Source organism: Mycobacterium sp. SMC-11, from assembly GCF_046250095.1.
Classification (GTDB): Bacteria; Actinomycetota; Actinomycetes; order Mycobacteriales; family Mycobacteriaceae; genus Mycobacterium; species Mycobacterium heraklionense_A.
Genome location: NZ_CP176430.1, coordinates 1927165 through 1945348 on the forward strand (window position 1 = coordinate 1927165; position 18184 = coordinate 1945348).

The following is an 18184-nucleotide window of genomic DNA, read 5'->3' on the forward strand; positions in this document are numbered from 1 at the left end:
GGTTCCCGCGGCTAGGGCGTGGGCACGGTTACAGCAACGCGCCGACGTTGTTGCCCAGCGTCCACGCCAACGCGGCGACCAACGTGGTGGTTGCGAACACCACGGCGAGCCAGATGACCACCATCCGGCGCGCGTGCTGGCGCTCCAACACGAAGCGGCTCAGTTCGACGCCGCCGAATTGCCCGGTCACCAACTCATAGTGGGTATCGGTGTCCTGCACCCAGTCCGCCGGGCCGCGGGTCATGTGCAGTGTCTGATGTTGCGGTGTCTGGTGGTGCGGCGGCACCGGGTGTTGCGGTGCGCGGTGGTCCGGGGCGGCGTTGTGCTGGGCGGAGTTTCGGGGGGCCGGCACCCGGAACGCCGGCAGCGCCAGCCGCTCGGTGATCACATCAACCGCGTGCGCCATCTCGAGCCCGTCGGCATAGCGCTCCGCCGGTTCGCGAGCGGTGGCCCGAGCCACCAGGTCGTCGAATTCGGCGGGGACGCCGTCGATAGCCGAACTCGGTGGCGGGACATCGTGATCCAGCCGCTGGTAGGCCACCGTCAACGACGAATCACCGGAGAACGGCGTGTCTCCGGTCAACAGCTCGTAGGTGAGCACCCCGACCCCGTACACGTCGCTGGCGGGGCCGGCGTTGCCGTCGCGGACCTGTTCGGGGGACAGATAGGCGGCGGTGCCCAGAATCACGTTGGTGGAGGTGATTCCAGCCGCCGCGATGGCGCGAACCAACCCGAAGTCGACCACCTTCACGTCGCTGTCGTCGGAGATCAGGATGTTCTCCGGTTTGACGTCGCGGTGCACCAGCCCGGCCCGATGCGCGATCCCCAGGGCTCCCAGCACCGGCCGCAGCACCGCGGCGACCGCATGTGGCGGCATCGGGCCGCGTTCGTTGAGCAGTTCGCGCAGCGTCCCACCCTCGACGAGTTCCATCACCAGAAACGGCTGCCCGGGGTCGTGCGGGGTGCCGAAACCCTGGTCGTACACCGCCACCAGCCCCGGGTCCTTGAGCCGGGCGACCGCGCGGGCCTCGAGCTGGAATCGGGTCAGGAACTGCTGGTCGCCGGCGTAGCGCAGATCCATCACCTTGATCGCGACCGGGCGGTCCAGGCGCTCGTCCAGACCGCGGTACACCGTGGAGGTGCCGCCGGTAGCGATCCGGGTGCCAACCCGGTACCGGCCGTCGAGCAGCGCGCCCTCCAGTGCGTCGCCGCCCCACGCTCCAGTCACCTGGTCATGGTATGTGTGCCGATGGCCGGTCCGGCGGCTTTAAACTTGTGTCGTGAGCAGCATTCCGGCCTCCGAAGATGTACTTGAGCCCGACGAACCGACCTTTGACCTGCCGACAGTCGCCGAAATGCTCGGGGTACCAGTCACCAAAGTGCACCAGTTCCTGCGTGACAACCATCTGGTTGCGGTGCGGCGGGACGGCGTACTCATGGTCCCGCAGGTGTTTTTCACCGCCGAGGGGGACGTTGTCAAGAGCCTGCCCGGGCTCCTGGCCGTGCTGCACGACGGTGGCTACCAGCAGACCGACATCGTGCGGTGGCTGTTCACCCCGGATTCGTCGCTGTCGCTGACCCACGACGGCACGCGGGAGTCGATCGACAATGCTCGCCCGATCGATGCGCTGCACGCACATCAGGCCCGTGAGGTGATGCGCCGGGCGCAAGCCATGGCGTACTGAGGTTTCAAGCGGCGTCGAGGGCAGGCGCTTGTTGTGCCCGCGACAGCCGGTACCAGGCGTACACGGCGCATCCCGTCGCGCCGATCACATGCAGCCAGGTGTACATGCCATGCGAGCCGTCGGGTTTGAAGATCACCATGATCCAGGTCGACGCCGCGGCGATCGCGGCGATCGCGGTCGGTGAACGGACCACGGTGGCCGCCACCGCCAGTGGCCAGGTGTAGTACCAGGGCAGGGCGGCCGGCACGAACAGCACCACCACCAGCATCGCCCAGGCGATCCCGGCGACCGCAGATCGATCGTCGCGCCGCGCCCGCCACCACAGCACCGGCAGCAGCAGCCCGATCACCGCGACCCCGCTGATCCGGGTGATGTGCAGCACGGCATAGAAGTTGACCGGGGCGAACAATCCGCCGACGGCGTGGATCAGGTTGGCGGCCGCGGTCGGCACAGTGAGCCAGTTGATGATCTTGACGTTGCCGGCCAGCAGTGCGGTCAACCAGCCCAGGCCCACTCCGGCCAGGGCCGAGAGCACGGCGAACACCGCGACGATGATCGCCGTGGACACCGCCGCCGCGGCGGCGAATGCGACCACCGTCGGATAACCGGCCCGTTCCCGCAGGCGGCGCATCCAGATCCACACCAGGAACGGCAATGCGATTGCGGCGGTGGCCTTTACCGCCGCCGCCAGCGCCACCAGCGTTATCCCCGCCAGGTGACGGCGCTCCAGGGTCAGCGCGATCCCGGCGATCACCAGGCCGACCATCAGCATCTCGTTGTGCACCCCACCCATCAGGTGGATGATCACCAGCGGGTTGAGCACGGCCAGATACAGCGCCGCGGGCGCGCTGCCACCGACACGGGCGGCCACCCGGGGTGCGGCCCAGATCAGCAGCGCCAGCCCGGGCAGCATGCACAGGCGCAACACCATGGTGCCGGCCACCACGTTGTTGCCCACCAGCATCGTGACGAGCTTGGCGACCAGGATGAACGCCGGGCCATACGGTGCCGTCGTCGCCGCCCAGATCGGGCTGACATCTTCGAGCAGGGGATTGGGGTTGTCCACCGGCCCGACCACGTACGGATCGAATCCATCCCGTAGCAGGGCGCCCTGGGCCAGGTAGGAGTAGGTGTCGCGGCTGAACACCGGGACCGACAGCAGCAGCGGCGCCAGCCAGAAACCGGTGGTGGCGATCAACGTGTAGGTGCTCACGGTGCCCTCGATCACCCGCCGGCCCAGGCCGAGCCAGGCCACCAGCATCACCGCGACCCCAGCCCACAGCAGCACCGACGACAGCACCAGGCCGTGGCCGAAGCGCAGCCACGACAGGTGCAGGGAATCCAGCACCGGGTCCTGGATGCGGGTGCTGCCGGCGCCCAAGCCGCCCAGGGTGATCAGCAGCGCGCCCAGGCAGCCGAGCCATGCCGCTCCCGCCTGCTCGCCGGCGGCGAACTGCCGCAGTCGGGACAGGCCGCTCGCGGCGTCACTGGACGCGCGGGACACAGGCGGGGTGGTGGGGTTCGACATCGGCGCTCCGGGCGATCAGGCGGACCGGTCGGCGACCCGGCGGGCCAGGTCGGTGAGTCCGGCTTTGGCAACCTCGTCGATGGGTGCGGCCGCCAGCGCGGCCATGGCGCGGCGGGTCAGCAGATCGATACGGTCCTCGACGGCTGCCAGCGCGCCGACCGCCTCGATCATCTCGCACAGTTCACGGACCTGCGCCTCGGTCAGCGCGGTGCCGATCGCGTTGCGTAACCGGTTGGCCGCCACCGGATCCGACTTGTCGGCCAGCTCGACAGCCTCGGCCAGCAGCACGGTGCGCTTGCCTGAACGCAGGTCGTCGCCGGTGGGCTTGCCGGTCACCGCTGGATCGCCGAACACCCCCAGCACGTCGTCGCGCAGCTGGAACGCCACGCCCAGGTCGGTGCCGAGCTCGTGGAACAGCGCCTGGATGTCGGGCCGGTCGGCCGCGGCGGCGACCCCTAGCTGCAGCGGGCGCACCACCGTGTAGGACGCGGTCTTGTAGGTGTTGACGCGCATCGCCGAGGCGATCGAGTCAACGCCGCTGGATTCGGCGACGATGTCGAGGTACTGGCCGCCCAGCACCTCGGTACGGATGTCCGACCACACGCCCCGTACGCGCCGCCGGGCGTCGGCCGGCAGATCGGCACCGGCGACGATGTCGTCAGCCCACACCAGCGACAGGTCGCCGAGCAGAATGGCGGCCGACATCCCGAACTGGTCGGCCGAGCCCCGCCACCCGCGGGCACGGTGCAGCTCGGCGAACTTGCGGTGGGTGGTGGGATTGCCGCGGCGGGTGGCTGAGGCGTCGATGACGTCGTCGTGCACCAGTGCGCAGGCGTGCAGCAGTTCCAGCGCGGAGAACAGCAGCAGTTCGCCGTCGTCGGCATCGCGGCCGGTGATGGCGCGCCAGCCCCAGTAGGCGAACGCCGGGCGCAGCCGTTTGCCGCCGATGAGCACGAACTCTTCGAGGCCGGTGATCAACGCCTCGTAGTCGTCGCCGATGTAGGCGGTCTCGGTGCGGCGGGTGCGTAGGTGGGAGCGCAGCGTTTCGGTCACGGCCGCGGCCAGCTCGGCGGCCGACGGTGTAGTCGCTGCGGATGCCTTGAAACTCAGCTCGGCGCCCCTTTCTGTGCTGCCCGGCCGGGGACCCCCAGCGTGGGTCCAGCGTAGAGTGTGCCACCACAGCCGGGGGGACTGCGGCCGGTAGCGGCCGGAGGCGGCCAACGCTGCCCGTTCCTGCCCTGTGGCAATGTTGACTGTCTGCTGACTGTCTTTCATGAGGAGCTGGTACGTGACCTTGAACACCGTCGCACTCGAGCTTGTCCCACCCAACGTGGAAAAGGGACCCGAGCAGACGATCGAGGAGGCGCACAAGGTTGTGCGGTTCGCCGCCGAGGCCGGCCTCGAGGGGCGGATCCGTCACATCCTGATGCCGGGGATGATCAACGAGGACGACGATCGCCCGATCGAGATGAAGCCCAAGCTCGACGTGCTGGACTTCTGGAATGCGATTCGGCCCGAGCTGCCGGGCATGGCCGGGTTGTGCACCCAGGTCACCTCGTTCTCCGACGAGGCGGCGCTGCGGAGCCGGCTGGGCGATCTGACCGGCGCGGGGATCGAGGGCGTGGTCTTCGTCGGCGTGCCCCGCACCATGGCCGACGGCGAGGGCGCGGGGGTGCCGCCGACCGACGCGCTGGCGACCTTCCGCTCCGACGTGGCCAACCGCGGCGTCATCTTGATTCCCACCCGGGCCGACGAGATCGGCCGGTTCAACTTCAAATGTGAGCGCGGGGCGACGTTCGGGCTGACCCAGCTGCTGTACTCAGACGCGATCGTGCCGTTCTTGACCGAGTTCGCCAAGCACAGTGAGGCGCGCCCGGAGCTCTTGCTGTCGTTCGGCTTCGTGCCGTCCTTCGAGAACCGGATCGGCCTGATCAACTGGCTGATTCAGGATCCGGGCAACGCGGCGGTGGCCGCCGAACAGGACTTCGTCAAGACGCTCGCCGACAGCGACCCCGACCAGCGGTGCAAGCTGATGCTCGACCTGTACAAGCGGGTGATCGACGGTGTCGCGGACCTGGGCTTCCCGCTGAGCATCCATTTCGAGGCCACCTACGGGGTGTCCGCGGCGGCATTCCGCACCTTCGCGCAGATGCTCGAGTACTGGTCGCCGCAGACCCGCTGATCCTCAGCCGGCGCTGTCGTCGGGGGAGCTGAACCGCGGTGAGCGGTCCCGCCCGTACCAGGCGATTGCCGCAACCGCGCCCGCCGCGGCGAGCGTGGACAGGATCAGCCACAGCGCGGCATGGGCGAAGGAGCGGGTACTGGGATCGGTGTAGCGGGCTTGGGCGCTCATGGTGCTCACCACGCCCGGCTTGAGCCTCCACTGCACCGTGTCGCTGCCGATGCGTTCGCCGTTGGTGGAGGTCACCTCGCCGGGGAACGCGACGCTCAACTCGACGTCGGCTTCCGGGTCGCCCAGTGAGGTGAGATCCACCCGGCCTTCCAGGATCACCAGGTTGCCGGCGCGGCGCAGCGACAAGTCCACCCCGGCCGCGTCGCGGTGCATCTCGGCCAGCTGCGGCAGTTCGGCGAAGGTCAGATCGGAGAACACCGCCTGGGAGCCCACGTAGCCGTCCCTGCTGTAGTTGGAGATCGCGACCTTCTGCGGGAACGGCAGGTCGGCGCTGAGCTTGGGGCCGGTGTCGTTGTCGTTGCGCGGCTTGGCCGCAACGACGATCTGGCCGGAGACCTGATCGTTGGGGGAGACGGTGATGTTGGCCCGGATGCGCACGCACCCGGCCAACGGCACCGCGATCAACAGCAGCGCGACCAGGGCCACCAGGCGACGGTAGGTGCGTAGCGAACGCCGAACATGCACGACGTCATCGTGCCAGACCAGTCGGCGGCTCCGGTGACGACGCGGCGCTTGGCCTTACAACGGCAGTGGGCGGCCCAAGATGGCGAATGGCCGGGGATCGCCGGCGAAGTGGTGACCGCGGATGACGTCGGTGAACCCCAGCCGCCGGTACAACCGCCAGGCACGGTTGCCTTCGCCATTGGTCTCCGGTGTGGATAGCAGCACATTGGCTTCGGGCCGCCCGGCCAGCAGACGACGTGCCAGGGCCTCACCCAGGCCGCTGCCCTGCGCGCGTGGCGCGACGTGCAGCTCGGTCAGTTCGAAGTAACTGGCCATCAGGCGCGCGATGTCGGGGTGGGGCAGGCCGCGGCGCTGCAGGCCCAGCACCACCTGCTGTTGCCACCACTGGTCGGGGGCTCCGCAGTAGCCGTAGGCCACGCCCAGCAGCTCGGCGCCGTTCAATCCGGACGGCGCGGCCTCCGGCTGACGAATCTCGCCAACATGGCCGGCTTCGTTGTCGTTGTTGTCTTGGAAGGCGGCCACCGCTCGCCAGCCGGTTCGGCGGGTGTGATCGAGCCACATGGCGGCACGTTGGCTCTCGGTGCCCGGGGGGTAGCCCATCGCGGTGACGTAGACGCGCAGGGCCGCACCGAGGTGATCCGCCATTTCGCGCGGCGACATGTCGAGGAGGAAGGTCACCAACGTGCAGGTTCCTTTCCCGAAGAAGTGGGAGCGTGCCCGATGCCCGGAGTCCTATTATCCGGGTTGGGCCCTATGGCGTCGGCCGTTGTGGTTCGACATCGCCGGACCGCCGCTACAATCGGCTGGTGAAGCCTGTGGTACGGCGCAGGCCTACCTCGTATTATCAGTGTTAGTTGCCCGCACCAGTCCGTATTGCGCCGTGGGCAATGATATGAGCGGCCGTCGGCAAGGAGGGACGAATGCCACTCTCCGATCATGAACAGCGCATGCTCGACGAGATCGAGAGCGCGCTGTACGCCGAGGACCCCAAGTTCGCTTCCAGCGTTCGCGGCGGCGCTCTGCGTACCCCGACCACCCGCCGGCGGGTGCAGGGCATGACATTGTTCGTGGTCGGTCTGGTGATGCTGGTCTCCGGTATCCCGATCTATGCGACCACCGTCAATTCGGCATTCCTGATTCTGAGCGTGCTGGGATTCGTGGTCATGTTCGGTGGAGTGGTGTTCGCCATCACCGGTAACCACGCGACCGCAAGCCGCGACGGTGCGGCCAAGCCGGGCGGGAGTTCGCAGCGGCGGGTCAAGGGCGGCGGTACGTTCGCCAGCCGGATGGAAGACCGTTTCCGTCGCCGGTTCGAGCCTTAGGCCGAACCAGCGGCACGTGTGATGTGAAAGGGCAGCCGATCGGCTGCCCTTTTTTCTTGGCCTTTGTGCGCGCGGCAGCTCCGGTGACCCGTCCCGGGGGCAGCGCTTCAGTGCAGGTACCCCACCTCGCCCCACTTTGCCTCCATTGGCTCTGAACTGGTCGTTTGGCGACCAGTGGGGCCCTTTTTCGCGTGCTCGGATGGCACTATGGCCCATCTAGTGGGGCAAAGGGGTGGAATCGACCTAGTAAATGGTGCGTAGTGGGGGATTGTGGGGTATCGTGGGCTGCGAAGTCGACATGGCGGGAGGTGGCCGATGTTCCTCGGCACCTATACGCCCAAGCTCGACGACAAGGGGCGGCTGACACTGCCCGCGAAGTTTCGCGATGCGCTGGCGGGAGGGTTGATGGTCACTAAGAGTCAGGACCACAGCCTGGCCGTGTATCCCCGCGCGGAGTTCGAGCAGTTGGCCCGCCGGGCGGCCAAGGCTTCGCGCAGCAACCCGGACGCGCGAGCATTCCTGCGCAACCTGGCCGCCGCCACGGACGAACAGCACCCCGACGCCCAGGGCCGGATCACCTTGTCGCCCGACCACCGTCGCTACGCCAACCTGTCCAAGGAATGCGTGGTCATCGGGTCGGTCGACTACCTGGAGATCTGGGACGCGCAGGCCTGGAGCGACTACCAACAGACACACGAAGAGAACTTCTCCGCGGCCAGCGATGAAGCACTCAGCGACATCATCTGAGGCGCGCGCCCGTGCCTCGTGGCCTCTGTCCGAACCGACCCTGACGTACTTCCCCAACGTCAGGTTCGCGCCGTCGGGCAGGGACCTCGAGGCAAGGGCCGCCTGCAGCCGGGTCGCACGCCGTGGGTCCCGGAGACCGATCGATCGTGCAATTCATTGGCCGCAACAGGGAGGTATTGCTGTGGCCGAACAGGGCGAATTCGGACATGTGCCGGTCCTGCTGGACCGTTGCGTGGAGCTGCTGGCTCCGGCGCTGACCAGGCAGTCGCCCGACGGCCAGGGCGCGACCTTGGTGGACGCCACCCTCGGGGCCGGCGGGCACACCGAGCGGTTCTTGAGCGAGTTCCCCGGCCTGCGAGTCATCGGCCTGGACCGCGACACCACCGCACTCGAGATCGCCGGGGCGCGGTTGGCCCGCTTTGGCGATCGGCTCCAGACGGTCCGCACCCGATACGACGGGATTCCCGCGGCGCTGGCCGAATCCGGCTTGGCCGCAACCGGGTCGGTGGCTGCGGTGTTGTTCGACCTCGGGGTGTCCTCGATGCAGCTCGACCGGGTGGAGCGGGGATTCTCCTACGCGCAGGATGCGCCGCTGGATATGCGAATGGACCCGCAGGCCGAACTCACCGCCGCCGACATCGTGAACACCTACGACGCGGCCGCGCTGACCGACATCCTGCGGCGCTTCGGCGAGGAGCGTTTCGCATCGCGGATCGCCTCCTACATCGTGCGCCGCCGGGCCCAGACCCCGTTCACCTCGACCGGGGAACTGACGGCGTTGCTCTACGAAGCGATTCCGGCGCCGGCGCGACGCACCGGGGGACACCCGGCCAAGCGCACGTTCCAGGCGCTGCGCATCGCGGTCAACGGCGAATTGGACTCACTGCGAGACGCATTGCCCGCGGCGCTGGATGCGCTGGCGGTGGGTGGACGCGTGGCGGTGATGTCCTACCAGTCGTTAGAGGACCGCATCGTCAAGCAGCAGTTCGCCGCGGCCACCGCGTCTCGCACACCGGTCGGGCTCCCGGTCGAATTGCCCGGCGACGAACCGAAGTTCACGACGTTGACGCGGGGCGCCGAAAAGGCCGAGGCGGATGAGGTCGAGCGCAACCCACGAGCGGGCTCGGTCCGGCTACGTGCGGTTGAGCGGGTCCAGGCCGGCCCGATCGTGGCATCGAGGGGGAAGTGATGGCGACCAAGCGCAAGCCCACGGCACGGCAGGGCGACCGTCGCCGTAACCCCGAGAGCGCAACGCGCACCGGCGCGCGGCGGGTCACCGAGCAGACGCAGGCCCGGGGCCCGCGGCGGCAGCGTGGGACCACGCCCGCGGCGGGTCTCCAGGCGCGGTCGCGCACCGGCCCGCAGAAGGCGGCGTCGCTTCGCCCGGACCCCCGGCCGGTGCCGCCGAAGAACACCAAGCAGGCCAAGGCGCGGGCGAAGGCCCGTAAGGCCAAGGCGCCCAAGGTTGTACGCGTCCCGTTGCGCGAACGTCTGATCGCTCGGCTGGCCTCGGTCGACCTGCGGCCGCGCACGCTGGCTGCCAAGGTTCCGTTCGTCGTGCTGATCATCGGGGCGCTCGGCATCGGGCTGGGAATCACCCTGTGGCTGTCGACGGACGCCGCCGAGCGGTCCTACCAGTTGGGCAACATCCGGGAGCGCAACCGGGTGCTCATGCAGCAGAAGGAAGCGCTCGAGCGTGACGTGCTCACCGCCGAATCCGCACCCGCGCTTGCCGAGGCGGCCCGCGAACTGGGCATGATCCCCAGCCGCGACACCGCGCATCTGGTGCAGGACCCGATCGGCAACTGGGTGGTCGTCGGGACACCGAAGCCCGCCGAGGGTGCGCCGCCGCCGCCGCTGAACACCAAGCTGCCCGACGATGTGGCACCACCGGTCGAGGTGCCGGTTCGGGTGCCCCCGGCCGGGCCCAAGCTCGACAGCCGCCACCTGCCCGCCGCCGTCCCGCCGGCTCCGGGCGTGCCCGGTGCGCCGCTGATCATTCCGGGCCTGCCGGGCGTTCCCGGCGTGCCGCCGGCCGGTCCGTTGCCTGGGCCTGGCGCGCAAGACATCCCGCCGCTGGCGACACCACCGGCCGTCCCGTCTGACGCCTTGCCGCCCGTCGCTTTGCCGCCCGGGTCGGTGGTGCCGCCCGAGACGGTGCTGCCGGTGGGCGGAACCCTTCCGCCGGCGTCGGTCCTGCCTCCGGCGGCGGTGCTGCCGCCCGAGGCCGTCCTGCCTCCGCAACCCCCGCTGCCGCCGGAAGTCCTGGCGACGCCGGTGGCCGGAGGAGTCGCGCGATGAGACGGCCCGCGCGGGGAACCGGTCCGGCACGTCGCGCCGACGGCTCGACCGCAGCTGCCTCGCGAAAGGCCCGCCGATCCGCCACCTCGCCGGCCAAGCCGGCCAAATCCGCTAAGGCGCCCAAAGCGACTACCGCGACCGGACATTCGGCGCGCGAGCGTCGTACCCGCCAGGCCACCGAGGTGGGACTGCGTAGCGCTTCGTTCGTGTTCCGGCACCGCACCGGCAACGCGGTCATCTTCCTGGTGCTGGCCTTGTCGGCAGCTCAGCTGTTCTACCTGCAGGTGCCTCGGGCCTCCGGGCTGCGGGCCGAAGCCGCCGGACAACTCAAGGTCACCGACGTCCAGCAGGCGATGCGCGGCGACATAATCGACCGCACCGGTGACAAGCTCGCCTTCACCATCGAGGCCCGGGCGCTGTCATTCCAGCCGGTCAAGATCGGCAAGCAGCTCGCCGACGCCAAGAAGAAGGATCCGTCGGCCCCCGATCCGCAGCTGCGGCTGCAGCAGATCGCCAAGGAGATCTCCACCCGCCTCGGCAATAAGCCGGACTCCGCAGCCCTGCTGAAGAAGCTGCGCAGCAACGAGACCTTCGTCTATCTCGCCCGTGCCGTTGACCCTGCGGTGGCCGAGGTGATCACCGAGAAATGCCCCGAGGTCGGTAGCGAGCGGCAGGATCTGCGCCAATATCCGGGTGGGTCGCTGGCGGCCAACATCATCGGCGGCATCGACTGGGACGGCCACGGACTGTTGGGTCTGGAGGACTCGATGGATGCCGTGCTGGCCGGAACGGACGGGTCGGTCACCTACGACCGCGGCTCGGACGGCGTGGTCATCCCGGGCAGCTACCGCAACCGGCACAAGGCCGTCAACGGGTCGACGATCCAGCTCACCCTCGACGACGACATTCAGTTCTACGTCCAGCAGCAGGTGCAGCAGGCCAAGAACGTCACCGGCGCACACGATGTCACGGCCGTGGTGTTGGACGCCAAGAGCGGTGAGGTGCTGGCGATGGCCGGCGACAACACGTTCGACCCCTCCCAAGACATCGGGCGCCAGGAGGACCGCCAGCTCGGCAACCTGGCGGTGTCCTCACCGTTCGAGCCGGGCTCGGTGAACAAGATCATCACCGCCGCCTCGGTCATCGAATACGGCCTCGGGCATCCCGACGACGTCCTGCAGGTACCAGGATCGATCAACGTCGCCGACATCACCGTAAGCGACGCCTGGGAGCACGGCGTCGCGCCGTACACCATCACCGGGATCTTCGGAAAATCCTCCAACGTCGGCACCCTGATGCTGGCGCAACGAGTGGGCCCCGAACGCTGGTTCGACATGGTGGAGAAGTTCGGGCTCGGCCAGCGCACCGGTGTCGCTCTGCCCGGTGAGAGCGCCGGGCTGGTACCTCCGGTGGACCAATGGTCCGGCAGCTCCTTCGCCAACCTGCCCATCGGCCAGGGTCTTTCGATGACGCTGCTGCAGATGGCCGGGATGTACCAGGCCATCGCCAACGACGGCGTGCGGATTCCGCCGCGGATCATCAAGGCGACCATTTCCCCCGATGGCAGCCGCGCCGAGGAACCTCGGCCCGAAGGAGTCCGGGTGGTTTCGGAGCAGACCGCGGCGACCGTGCGCAACATGCTGCGCTCGGTGGTGCAACGTGATCCGACCGGTGTTCAGCAGGGCACCGGATGGCAGGCCGCCGTCGACGGTTACCAGATCGCCGGCAAGACCGGTACCGCACAGCAGATCAACCCGGCGTGCGGTTGCTACTACGACGACGTCTACTGGATCACCTTCGCGGGGATAGCGCCGGCGGACAATCCGCGTTACGTCATCGGCCTGATGATGAACAACCCCCATCGCGCCGCGGACGGGTCGCCGGGCACCTCGGCGGCGCCGCTGTTCCACAACATCGCCGGGTGGTTGCTGCAGCGTCACAATGTGCCGCTGTCGCCGGACCCGGGACCGCCGCTGGTCCTGCAGGCGATGTAGTCCCACGACCCGCCGTCGGTCAAGCCGGATCGCCTGCGCAGTGGACCCGGCCCGCCTAGGTAGTCTCAGGGCCGATCCGGACGACCCGGCCGCAGCGGATGGAGGTGATGGCGGTGCCTGCTGCTCTGCGCCCCGACGTCGGTGCAGGCACGTCGCTGCGGGTGCTCGCCGCCCAGATCGGGGCGGTCGCGGTAGCCGGCGAGGCGGTTCCGGACCTGCCGATCACCGGGGTGACCCTGCGCGCCCAGGATGCCCGACCCGGTGACCTGTTCGCGGCGCTGCCCGGCGCGACAACCCACGGTGCACGCTTCGCGGCCGACGCGGTCGCCCGGGGTGCGGTCGCGGTGCTCTCCGACGGGGCCGGGGCCGCCGAGATCGCCGACGGTGCAGCGCTACCCGGCTTACCGGTCCTGGTTCATCCGGAGCCCCGCGCCGTGCTGGGTGAACTCGCGGCGCAGGTCTACGGGCATCCGTGCGATCGGGTCACCGTCATCGGGATCACCGGGACGTCGGGCAAGACCACCACCACCTATCTGGTCGAGGCCGGGTTGCGGGCCGCCGGCCGCACCGCCGGACTGATCGGCACGGTCGGTGTGCGCATCGACGGCGTCGACCTGCCCAGCGCCTTGACCACCCCCGAAGCGCCGGCCCTGCAGGCACTGCTGGCCGCGATGGCGCAGCGCGGGGTGGACACCGCGGTCATGGAGGTGTCCAGCCACGCCCTGACACTGGGCCGGGTCGACGGCACCCGATTCGCGGTGGGCGCCTTCACCAACCTGTCCCGCGATCATCTCGACTTCCACCCGACCATGGCCGACTACTTCGAGGCCAAGGCCCGACTGTTCGATCCGGCGTCGCCGCTGCACGCCGCCCGCTCGGTGGTCTGTATTGACGACGACGCCGGTGCGGCAATGGCGGCGCGGGCGAGCGCGCCGGTCACCGTCAGCGCGACGGGCCGCCCCGCGGACTGGGGTGTGGAACGGGTGAGCGCGGGCGGATCCCGGGGACGAGAGTTCATCGCCGTCGACCCCGCCGGTGTGCACCACCCCATCGGCATCGGGCTGCCCGGCGACTACAACGTGGCCAATTGCCTTGTGGCGCTGGCCATTCTTGACGCGGTCGGAGTGTCGCCGGAGCAGGCGGCCCCCGGCCTGCGCGAGGCGCGGGTGCCGGGACGAATGGAGTCGATCGATCGTGGTCAGGGCTTCCTGGCCCTGGTCGACTACGCGCACAAGCCCGGGGCGTTGGCGGCGGTGCTGGCGACCCTGCGCCAAGAGCTGCGCGACACCACCGGGCGGCTGGTCGTGGTGTTCGGCGCCGGCGGCGATCGCGACCACGGCAAACGTGAACCGATGGGCCGGATTGCAGCGGAGTCCGCCGACCTGGTCGTGGTCACCGACGACAACCCGCGCGGGGAAGACCCCGCCGACATCCGACGCGCCGTGTTGACCGGTGCCGCCACGGGACCTGCCCAGGTGGTCGAGATCGGTGACCGGCGAGCCGCGATCGAGCACGCGGTGGCCTGGGCTCAGCCCGGGGATGTGGTGCTGATCGCGGGCAAGGGACACGAGAGCGGGCAGACCGCCGCCGGGCACACCCAGCCGTTCGATGATCGGGTGGAGCTGGCCCAGGCGCTGGAAGCGCGCGAGGAGCACCGATGATCGCGCTGACCGTCGCGCAGATCGCCGAGATCGTCGGCGGCCGACTGGCCGACATCACCCCGGAGCAGGCCGAGCGCACCGTCATCACCGGCACCGTGGAATTCGACTCCCGCCGGATCACCCCGGGCGCACTGTTTCTGGCGCTGCCCGGCGCCCGGGCCGACGGCCACGACCATGCGGCGTCGGCGATCGATGCCGGCGCGGTGGCGGTGTTGGCAGCCCGCCCGGTCGGGGTCCCCGCCATCGTTGTGGAGCCGGTCGCATCCGACAGTCGATCCGGTGCGCTCGAGCATGACGACGAGGCCGGATCTGGTGCCGCGGTGCTGGCCGCACTGGCCAAACTGGCCGCCGCGGTGGCCGCCGCCCTGGTTGCCCAGGGACTGACGATCGTCGGTGTGACCGGGTCGTCGGGCAAAACCTCCACCAAGGACCTGATCGCCACGGTGCTGGCGCCACTGGGGGAGGTGATCGCCCCGCCTGGATCGTTCAACAACGAGCTGGGCCACCCGTGGACGGTGCTGCGGGCCGACGAGAACACCGACTATCTGGTCCTGGAGTTGTCTGCCCGGCATCGCGGCAACATCGCGGCGCTGGCGGCGATCGCCCCGCCGCAGATCGCGGTGGTACTCAACGTCGGGACCGCCCACCTGGGCGAGTTCGGCTCCCGCGAGGCTATCGCCGCGACCAAAGCCGAGCTGGCACAAGCTGTTCCGGAATCCGGCGTGGTGATCCTCAACGTCGATGACTCGGCGGTGGCCGCGATGGCCGACAAGACCGTCGCACGAGTGGTGCGGGTCAGCCGCTCCGCTCCCGCCGACGTGTGGGCCGGGCCGGTGGTGCTCGACGAACTGGCCCGCCCGCGGTTCACCCTGCACTCCGAGGGTGCGGCCGGCGAAGTGGCTGTGTCGCTGGGAGTCTCGGGCGATCACCAGGTGGGCAACGCACTGTGCGCCGCTGCCGTGGCCTTGGAATGCGGTGCCACCCCGCAACAGGTGGCCGACGCGCTGGCCGGTGCCGGACCGGCATCGGGGCATCGGATGCACGTCAGCACCCGCGCCGACGGCGTGACCGTAATCGACGACTCCTACAACGCCAACCCAGACTCCATGCGGGCGGCGCTGCAGGCGCTGGCCTGGATCGCCCGCGGTGAGAATCCGGGGGAGAAGCGCCACAGCTGGGCGGTGCTGGGAGAGATGGCTGAGCTCGGCGAGGACGCGATATCTGAGCATGACCGCATCGGCCGGCTCGCGGTGCGCTTAGATGTGTCTCGTCTCATTGTCGTCGGAGTAGGGAGATCGATGGGCGCGATGCTGCACGGCGCAGTGATGGAGGGATCCTGGGGCGCCGAAGCCACCGCGGTGCCCGACGTCGATGCCGCCCTAGCTCTGTTGCGCGCCGAACTGCAGGCGGGGGACGTGGTACTGGTCAAGGCGTCGAACTCCGCGGGTCTGACCGCGTTGGCTGACGCGCTGACCAGCGAAGACCCAGGAGATCGCCGATGATAATGATCCTCATCGCCGCCGGTGTCGCGCTGCTGGTCGCGATCCTGCTGACCCCCGTGCTGATTCGGGTGTTCACCAAGCAGGGATTCGGGCAGGAGATCCGCGAGGACGGACCGGCCAGCCACCAGAGCAAACGCGGCACCCCGTCGATGGGCGGTGTGGCCATCGTGGCCGGGATCTGGGCGGGCTACCTGGCCGCTGAACTGGCCGGCCTGGTCTTCTACGGCACCGGGCCGACGGCGTCGGGCCTGCTGGTCCTGGGGCTGGCCACCGCGCTGGGCGGCGTCGGCTTCCTCGACGACCTGATCAAGATCCGGCGGTCGCGCAACCTCGGTCTGAACAAGACCGCCAAGACCGTCGGGCAGGTGACCGCGGCCACCCTGTTCGGTCTGCTGGTGCTGTGCTTCCGCAACAGCTCCGGTCTGACCCCGGGCAGCCTGCAACTGTCCTATGTGCGCGACATCGCCACCGTCACACTGCCCGCGGCGGTGTTCGTGCTGTTCGTGATCCTGATCGTCAGCGCCTGGTCGAACGCGGTCAACTTCACCGACGGCCTCGACGGCCTGGCCGCCGGATCCATGGCAATGGTCAGCGCCGCCTACGTGCTGATCACCGTGATGCAGCACCGCAACGCCTGCGCGATCGCACCCGGGCTGGGCTGCTACAACGTGCGCGACCCGCTGGACCTGGCGCTGATCGCCGCCGCGACCGCCGGCGCCTGCATCGGATTCCTGTGGTGGAACGCCGCGCCGGCCAAGATCTTCATGGGCGACACCGGTTCGCTGGCGCTGGGCGGCGTGATCGCCGGCATGTCGATCACCACGCGCACCGAGATCCTCGCGGTGGTGCTCGGGGGGCTCTTCGTCGCCGAGATCACCTCGGTGGTCGTCCAGATCGTGGCGTTCCGCAGCACCGGCCGCCGGGTGTTCCGGATGGCCCCGTTCCATCACCATTTCGAGTTGGCCGGCTGGGCTGAGACCACCGTGATCATCCGCTTCTGGCTGCTCACCGCCATCGCCTGCGGATTGGGCGTCTCCATGTTCTACGGCGAGTGGTTCACCGCCGTAGGCGGCTGAGATGACGCCCGAACCGGGGCTGGGCGTGCTGTCCGCCGGCGCGCGGGTGCTCGTCGCTGGGGCCGGCATCACCGGCCGTGCCATCGTGAAGGCGTTGGCGCCCTTCGGGCTGGACGTGACGGTGTGCGACGACAACGTGGCCGCACTGGGCGCCTATTCCGAGGTCACCACCTGCAGCCCGGCGGAAGCCGCGGCGCAGATCGGCGGCTACACCTTGGTGGTCACCAGTCCCGGATTCGGCCCGGACACACCGGTGTTGGCCGCGGCCGCGGCGGCCGGTGTGCCGATCTGGGGTGACGTGGAGCTGGCCTGGCGGCTCGACGCCGCGGGCCACTACGGGCCGCCGCGGCGCTGGCTGGTGGTGACCGGTACCAACGGCAAGACCACGACCACCTCGATGCTGCACGCCATGCTGTCCGCCGCGGGCCGGCGCGCCCAGGTGTGCGGCAACATCGGCAGCCCCGTGCTGGACGTGCTGGGACCGCCGCATGAATCCGAACTGCTGGCCGTCGAGCTGTCCAGCTTCCAGCTGCACTGGGCCCCGTCGCTGCGCCCCGAGGCCGGCGCGGTGCTCAACATCGCCGAGGACCACCTGGACTGGCACGGCAGCATGGCCGCCTACACCGCCGACAAGGCCCGCGCGCTGGCCGGCCGGGTCGCGGTGGTCGGCATGGACGACGCCCCTGCCGCGGCGCTGCGCGACACCGCGCCCGCCTCGGTCAAAGTGGGTTTCCGGCTCGGCGAACCGGCGCCCGGCGAGCTCGGCGTGATCGACGGCATGCTGGTGGACCGGGCCTTTGTGGCAGCGGGGGGCGACGAGGTCGCGCTGGCCCCGGCGGCGTCGATACCGGTGCCCGGCCCGGTCGGGATTCTGGACGCGCTGGCGGCCGCCGCGCTGGCCCGCAGCGTCGACGTGCCCCCGCAGGCGATCGCCGAGGCGCTGGCGTCGTTCCAGGTCGGGCGGCATCGCGCCGAACTGGTTGTGGTCGACGGCGGGATCAGCTACGTCGACGACTCCAAGGCCACCAACCCGCACGCGGCCGAGGCGTCGGTGCTGGCCCACCCGCGGGTGATCTGGGTGGCCGGTGGACTGCTCAAGGGCGCCTCGATCGAACCGACCGTCGCCAGAATCGCTGCTCACCTGGCCGGGGCCGTGCTGATCGGCCGAGATCGCGGCGAGGTTGCCAAGGCGTTATCACGACACGCACCGGATGTCCCCGTCGTCCACGTTGTGACGGGCGAGGATATTGATATGGGTGATACTGCTGTGTCTCCAGTTACTCATGTGAAGCGAGTAGCTGATGGGGCCGATGAGACGCTGGGGTCACGGGTGATGACAGCGGTGGTGGCCGCCGCCCGCGACCTGGCCCGGCCCGGGGACACGGTGCTGCTGGCTCCGGCGGGGGCATCCTTCGACCAGTTCGCCGGCTACGGCGCCCGGGGCGACGCGTTCGCCGCCGCCGCACGGTCCGCGGCAGGATCGGTGTGAT

General features: G+C 69.5%; 16 protein-coding genes. 11 read left to right on the forward strand and 5 right to left on the reverse strand.

Annotated elements, in window-relative coordinates:
• Positions 1-28: 28 nt before the first annotated feature.
• Entirely contained in the window at positions 29-1228 is a 1200-nt protein-coding gene (locus ACKY0X_RS09005) for a protein kinase domain-containing protein (RefSeq protein ID WP_409429152.1), read from the reverse strand.
• A 52-nt stretch (positions 1229-1280) separates the two neighbouring features.
• Between ACKY0X_RS09005 and ACKY0X_RS09010 the strand changes: the two genes are divergently transcribed.
• Entirely contained in the window at positions 1281-1685 is a 405-nt protein-coding gene (locus ACKY0X_RS09010; protein WP_409429153.1) for an Rv2175c family DNA-binding protein, read from the forward strand.
• 4 nt (positions 1686-1689) lie between these two features.
• Here ACKY0X_RS09010 and ACKY0X_RS09015 read toward each other — a convergent pair whose 3' ends face one another.
• Together ACKY0X_RS09015 and idsA2 are read right to left on the reverse strand one after the other, a co-directional pair.
• Positions 1690-3213: an alpha-(1->6)-mannopyranosyltransferase A gene (locus ACKY0X_RS09015; protein WP_409429154.1), complete on the reverse strand. Its 1524-nt coding sequence runs from the start codon at positions 3211-3213 to the stop codon at positions 1690-1692.
• 15 nt (positions 3214-3228) lie between these two features.
• Positions 3229-4278 (reverse strand): bifunctional (2E,6E)-farnesyl/geranyl diphosphate synthase, encoded by a 1050-nt coding sequence (gene idsA2, locus ACKY0X_RS09020; protein ID WP_409429562.1) that lies wholly within the window; start codon positions 4276-4278, stop codon positions 3229-3231.
• Between the two features lie 223 nt (positions 4279-4501).
• On the opposite strand from idsA2, the gene ACKY0X_RS09025 reads away from it, so the two are divergent.
• Positions 4502-5395 (forward strand): mycobacterial-type methylenetetrahydrofolate reductase, encoded by an 894-nt coding sequence (locus tag ACKY0X_RS09025; protein ID WP_409429155.1) that lies wholly within the window; start codon positions 4502-4504, stop codon positions 5393-5395.
• Between the two features lie 3 nt (positions 5396-5398).
• Here the strand turns inward: ACKY0X_RS09025 and ACKY0X_RS09030 are convergent, their stop codons facing one another.
• Positions 5399-6091: an LppM family (lipo)protein gene (locus ACKY0X_RS09030; protein ID WP_409429156.1), complete on the reverse strand. Its 693-nt coding sequence runs from the start codon at positions 6089-6091 to the stop codon at positions 5399-5401.
• Between the two features lie 54 nt (positions 6092-6145).
• Entirely contained in the window at positions 6146-6772 is a 627-nt protein-coding gene (locus tag ACKY0X_RS09035; protein ID WP_409429157.1) for a GNAT family N-acetyltransferase, read from the reverse strand.
• Between the two features lie 239 nt (positions 6773-7011).
• Between ACKY0X_RS09035 and ACKY0X_RS09040 the strand changes: the two genes are divergently transcribed.
• The 9 genes from ACKY0X_RS09040 to murD all read left to right on the forward strand — a co-directional run bounded on the left by ACKY0X_RS09040 (position 7012) and on the right by murD (position 18183).
• On the forward strand, positions 7012-7413 hold the full coding sequence (locus ACKY0X_RS09040; RefSeq protein ID WP_046283782.1) for a DUF3040 domain-containing protein: 402 nt from the start codon (positions 7012-7014) through the stop codon (positions 7411-7413).
• A gap of 315 nt (positions 7414-7728) precedes the next feature.
• The gene (gene mraZ / locus ACKY0X_RS09045; RefSeq protein WP_024440488.1) at positions 7729-8160 is read left to right on the forward strand and encodes a division/cell wall cluster transcriptional repressor MraZ; all 432 of its coding nucleotides are present in this window, start codon (positions 7729-7731) and stop codon (positions 8158-8160) included.
• A complete protein-coding gene (rsmH, locus tag ACKY0X_RS09050) occupies positions 8135-9349 on the forward strand; it encodes a 16S rRNA (cytosine(1402)-N(4))-methyltransferase RsmH (protein ID WP_409429158.1) in 1215 nt (404 codons plus the stop codon). Before mraZ ends, rsmH begins: the two co-directional genes overlap by 26 nt.
• The gene (locus tag ACKY0X_RS09055) at positions 9346-10461 is read left to right on the forward strand and encodes a hypothetical protein (RefSeq protein WP_409429159.1); all 1116 of its coding nucleotides are present in this window, start codon (positions 9346-9348) and stop codon (positions 10459-10461) included. The genes rsmH and ACKY0X_RS09055 overlap by 4 nt, the downstream gene beginning before the upstream one ends.
• Positions 10458-12455, forward strand: a complete 1998-nt coding sequence (locus tag ACKY0X_RS09060) for a peptidoglycan D,D-transpeptidase FtsI family protein (RefSeq protein WP_409429160.1) — start codon at positions 10458-10460, stop codon at positions 12453-12455. Before ACKY0X_RS09055 ends, ACKY0X_RS09060 begins: the two co-directional genes overlap by 4 nt.
• 107 nt (positions 12456-12562) lie before the next feature.
• Complete coding sequence (locus ACKY0X_RS09065) at positions 12563-14116, forward strand: UDP-N-acetylmuramoyl-L-alanyl-D-glutamate--2,6-diaminopimelate ligase (RefSeq protein ID WP_409429161.1); 1554 nt, start codon at positions 12563-12565, stop codon at positions 14114-14116.
• Positions 14113-15618, forward strand: coding sequence for a UDP-N-acetylmuramoyl-tripeptide--D-alanyl-D-alanine ligase (murF, locus tag ACKY0X_RS09070; RefSeq protein WP_409429162.1), 1506 nt, complete (start codon positions 14113-14115; stop codon positions 15616-15618). Before ACKY0X_RS09065 ends, murF begins: the two co-directional genes overlap by 4 nt.
• Positions 15615-16694, forward strand: a complete 1080-nt coding sequence (gene mraY / locus ACKY0X_RS09075) for a phospho-N-acetylmuramoyl-pentapeptide-transferase (protein WP_409429163.1) — start codon at positions 15615-15617, stop codon at positions 16692-16694. The genes murF and mraY overlap by 4 nt, the downstream gene beginning before the upstream one ends.
• A gap of 1 nt (position 16695) precedes the next feature.
• Entirely contained in the window at positions 16696-18183 is a 1488-nt protein-coding gene (murD, locus tag ACKY0X_RS09080) for a UDP-N-acetylmuramoyl-L-alanine--D-glutamate ligase (protein ID WP_409429164.1), read from the forward strand.
• Position 18184: the final 1 nt, after the last annotated feature.